Annotated in this window: 6 protein-coding genes; all 6 read left to right on the top strand. The window is 36.0% G+C overall.

Annotated elements, in window-relative coordinates:
- On the top strand, positions 1 to 660 hold a 660-nt coding region (locus tag AC1RPQ_RS07575; protein ID WP_481762200.1), incomplete at its 5' end, for a plasmid recombination protein.
- A gap of 577 nt (positions 661 to 1,237) precedes the next feature.
- Positions 1,238 to 1,402, top strand: coding sequence for a transcriptional regulator (locus tag AC1RPQ_RS07570; protein WP_481761992.1), 165 nt, complete (start codon positions 1,238 to 1,240; stop codon positions 1,400 to 1,402).
- Positions 1,403 to 1,476: 74 nt separating this feature from the next.
- Positions 1,477 to 2,208: a replication protein gene (locus AC1RPQ_RS07565; protein WP_481761991.1), complete on the top strand. Its 732-nt coding sequence runs from the start codon at positions 1,477 to 1,479 to the stop codon at positions 2,206 to 2,208.
- Positions 2,205 to 2,426 (top strand): hypothetical protein, encoded by a 222-nt coding sequence (locus AC1RPQ_RS07560; protein ID WP_481761990.1) that lies wholly within the window; start codon positions 2,205 to 2,207, stop codon positions 2,424 to 2,426. Before AC1RPQ_RS07565 ends, AC1RPQ_RS07560 begins: the two co-directional genes overlap by 4 nt.
- Before the next feature lie 93 nt (positions 2,427 to 2,519).
- Entirely contained in the window at positions 2,520 to 3,140 is a 621-nt protein-coding gene (locus AC1RPQ_RS07555) for a GNAT family N-acetyltransferase (protein ID WP_481761989.1), read from the top strand.
- Between the two features lie 574 nt (positions 3,141 to 3,714).
- Positions 3,715 to 4,217, top strand: a 503-nt coding sequence (gene mobV / locus AC1RPQ_RS07550; RefSeq protein ID WP_481762199.1) for a MobV family relaxase, incomplete at its 3' end; no start/stop codon positions are given.

Raw genomic sequence — 4,217 nt, 5'->3', positions numbered from 1 at the left:
GATAGAAAGCTCTCAGCTAAGCGTATATTCAATCGTGAAGCCTTACAGCGCATTCAAGAGGAATTACCACAATATCTCAAAGAGAATGGCTTTGATGTTCAACGTGGCAACAAAAACAAAGAGCGTAAGAATTTATCAGTACCCGAATACAAAACTATGCGGGAAGATTTGAAAAAAATAGAGACCGAAAAACAAGAGACACAAGCAAAGCTTGCAGATACTAAAAAACAGCTTGATGAAATCAAGCCACGGGATAACAAAAAAATTGCTAGTAAACCAACTTTGCTGAATAAAAATAAAGTCATGGTTGATAAATCTGATCTCGCTGATTTGGAACAACGGGCGTCTTTTAGTGATAATTACAATCAAATGCATGCTAGAGCAAGGCGTGAAGCCGACTCGTTAAGAGATAAACTGACTAGAACAACGTGGGACTATAATGACCTCGAAAGAGAGAATGAGCGATTGCAAAAGTTAGTCGGAACACTTCAAGGCATTGTCCGCAATGTTGATGAATTTCTACACAAAAAACTAGGTATCAATTTACCTGACAAGTGGCTAGAACGTGCAGGACTAAAAGAACCGTCTAAAAAAGCCCCTGAAAGCTCACAGGAACTCGAAAAACATAAATCTGATGAATTAGGCGGTCCACATCTTTAAAACGCTTATATGGGCTTAAAATGGCATTTAAGAGCTTAATTTAACATCTGGCTAGATTGAACGTCGTTAATTTTGTGTCTGTCAACGGTAAATCGAATTAAAGGGGCTTGCTGCTTTAGCAGTTAGCCCCTTTTTGAGGCTTTAAGGAGTTGATAGACTAGCGGATAAAACACTTTTGCGCATGCAAAGAAAAGCACACCTGCTTTTTTTGCCTGCCCCACGGCGAGTGCGGGGTGAGTTTGAGCGGGAGCTCCCGCTCATTTATGGGGTCAAGCTGACACAGCTTGCGGGTTTGGGCGGAGCCCATATTTTGGTTTGAGTGGGATAAAAATTTTGAAAATCAGGGGGCAGGGAGCGAATTTCGCTCCCGTACTACGACCCCCCTATAAGTGCCGAGTGCCAAATTTTACTTGAATAGGACTTTACGCTTACTCTCCCAATGGATTTGGGAGTTTTTTTATGACCGCCGTTTGACCGCCGTTTTGACCGCCGTTTTTTTAAACGGGTTATTTTTTGACTATATAGACTATAAGTATATAATGATGTATAATGATAAAAAAATAAAGGAGTGAGTTTTATGCCTGAAGAGAAAACAGAATATCAAGTTGTAACCGTTAGAATACCTAAAAAGATGTATGCTGATTACAAAGAGATTTTAAAAAGTGAAGGAAAAATTGTAACTTACGATATTAGAAACTATATGCGTGATGTTATCGAAAAATCTAAGAAAGGAGAAAAATGAGCATAAAAAAAGAGCGCCCTCTCTCAAGTTCGCTCGTGAAAAATGCTTTTATTTTCTAAAGGTGATTATACTATATGACTACTAAAAATACAAAGGCTAGAAACTTTGCATTCATTTTGTATCCTGAAAGTATTCCTGAAAACTTTATTGAAAATTTAGAAAAAACTGGTATTCCTATGGCGATTAGTCCGCTCCATAATTTAGATAAAACTGAACGAAAATTTAAAGATATGACTCCTGATGAACAAGAGATAATAAGTGCTGGTGGATCAATTTATAAAAAACCACATTATCATGTTTTGTATATTGCTCGTAATCCGGTTACTGTTGAAAGTATTCGGAAAAAAATAAAACGTAATTTAGGTGATCAATCTGTATCTCATATCGAAATTGTTGATAGCGTGGAGTATTATTTTCAGTATTTAACGCATGAAAGTTCTGATGCAATTAAGAAAGGTAAACACCGCTACGATAAAAAAGATTTAATCTTTATAAATGATTTTGATATTGATAGATACGTAACACTTGATGAAAATGAAAAGAAAGAATTAAGGCAGACTTTACTTGAAATTGTAGATGAATATAACATTGTTAATGTAAAGGAATTAAGCTCGTTTATCAGACAAAGAGGTAACGAATTTGGAATTGAGAGTATGAAATATGTGAATGAAATAATTTCAAGTTCTTCTGGAATTTTTCGACTATATTTTGATGCAAATTACCAATGTGGTTATCGTCCGGTCTATTCAAAAACCATTGATCCTGATACAGGAGAAATAAAGAATGAGAGAGGGGTGAGAGCATGAGAGAGTTTAGTGAAAGTGATGTTGAGAAATACTTAGAATACACTGATCAAAATGTTATCCCGACTAAAGAGCTTTTAGGTCAATGCTTTATTTGTGGTATAAAGTTAAGTGAAACTGAGACACCTGAAGGTCCAGAAAAACGAGTTGTTTGTTTGAAAGATAGAGATTACTTTGTTGAAGGATTTGAGGAATTGATAGAAATGGGAGAAATAAAATAAATATTGAGACTGGAGAGGTTAAGTAATGATTATTGACGTGGAATATATTGGATTTAAGAACAATTTAGAAGTTAATTATTTGGAGGAAAAGTAATGACACAAGCAGATATTAAATACCGTCCTATTAAACCATCCGATTATCATATCTTGGAAGATATGATTCGCAAATCATGGAACTACGATCGATTAGGAAGCCCAAAATTAGCTAAACAACTGTCTAAAATATATCTTGCCAGTTGTCTTGTTAATCAAACATTTACTAGTGTTGCTGTTTTTAATGAAGTGCCTGTTGGTATTATTATGGGTAAAAATAGAGAAACACATCGTAAACCACTAAGGTATCTTATTCGGCAAGGAATTGCTGTTGCACGAATTGCTATATCTAAAGAAGGGCGTAAAATTGGAAAGACGTTTCAAAAATTTGAAGAAGTTGATGAAATTCTTTTAAAGAGCATTGGTACAAACTTTGATGGTGAATTAGCTTTTTTTGTTGTAGATGGAAACCAACGTGGTTCAGGTATCGGTAAACAATTGTATCAACAATTTTTAGATTATATGACATCTGAAAATCTTAAGACATTTTACTTATTTACGGATACGACATGTAATTTTGGCTTTTATGAACATCAAGGTTTGGAACGATTAGCTGAAGAAACGCTCGATTTGCCAGAATTACAAGAGAATATGCATTTCTATTTGTACGGAAAAATGTGATAAAAGGGGCTAGTATTATATTTTCTAAGTAAAATGAAAAAATGTTATTTCTTAAAAATTTACCTTCAATGGGCGCGATTGTTGAACTATTTTTTTAGAAAAGGGTAGCTTAGGCTACTCTTTTTTATTTGGCCAGTGGGAAAATAAACGGTAGGGTCAACGATAAATGTCTGACTGAAGCAAATCGGAAGGAATTTAAGAAGTTGATACGATCCACTGATTTTCCACCCTCTTGGCAACTCGTTTTCGAGCCGTCGGAGACATGTAGAAATTTTCTGGGTTTGCCACTTTTGAAAAAGTGGCAAGGTCTGTTGTTTTGAATTTGATATTGAAATGAATTTGCAATCGTTGCGGAAAAATGCAAAGGTGAAAATATCATTTCTGTTACTAGAAAAAAGGACAGCTGTAGGCGTTTTTTTTTGTGCCTGTTCACGTCGAACCTTTTCAGCCTAAAGGCGAAAAAAGGGGCAAAGTGGACAGACAGTTTTTAGCCTCGCAGAGACCACACTTCACAGAGTGAAGTATAGTGGGTTATACTTTACTTGGAAGATAACTCCGAAATGAGGTGCGTACTATGAGTTTTGTAGTGGCTAGAATGACGAAATTAAAAGCTGATAATTTAGTCGGTATTGGCAATCATGACCAACGGAAAACGACTAATCACAGCAACGAAGATATTGATGTTTCCCGCTCCCACTTGAATTATGATTTGGTGGCTGGGCGCACTGATAATTTTAAAACGGATATTGAAGCCTATATCAACGAAAATAAAGCTAGTAAGCGGGCAGTTCGCAAAGACGCTGTTTTAGTCAATGAGTGGATTCTAACCAGTGACAAAGATTTTTTTGAGCAATTAGACGAAGTCGAAACCCGTAAATATTTTGAAACAGCCAAACAATATTTTGCAGATAACTATGGCGACGAAAATATTCGTTATGCGGTCGTTCACTTGGACGAGAAGACCCCTCACATGCATATGGGCATTGTGCCCTTTGATGATGATAGAAAGCTCTCAGCTAAGCGTATATTCAATCGTGAAGCCTTACAGCGCATTCAAGAGGAATTACCACAATATCT

The organism is Dellaglioa sp. CoH-57-MRSF-21, from assembly GCF_056781915.1.
The sequence above is the reverse complement of the archived record's forward strand: the minus strand, read 5'-3'. Positions and strand labels throughout refer to the sequence as shown.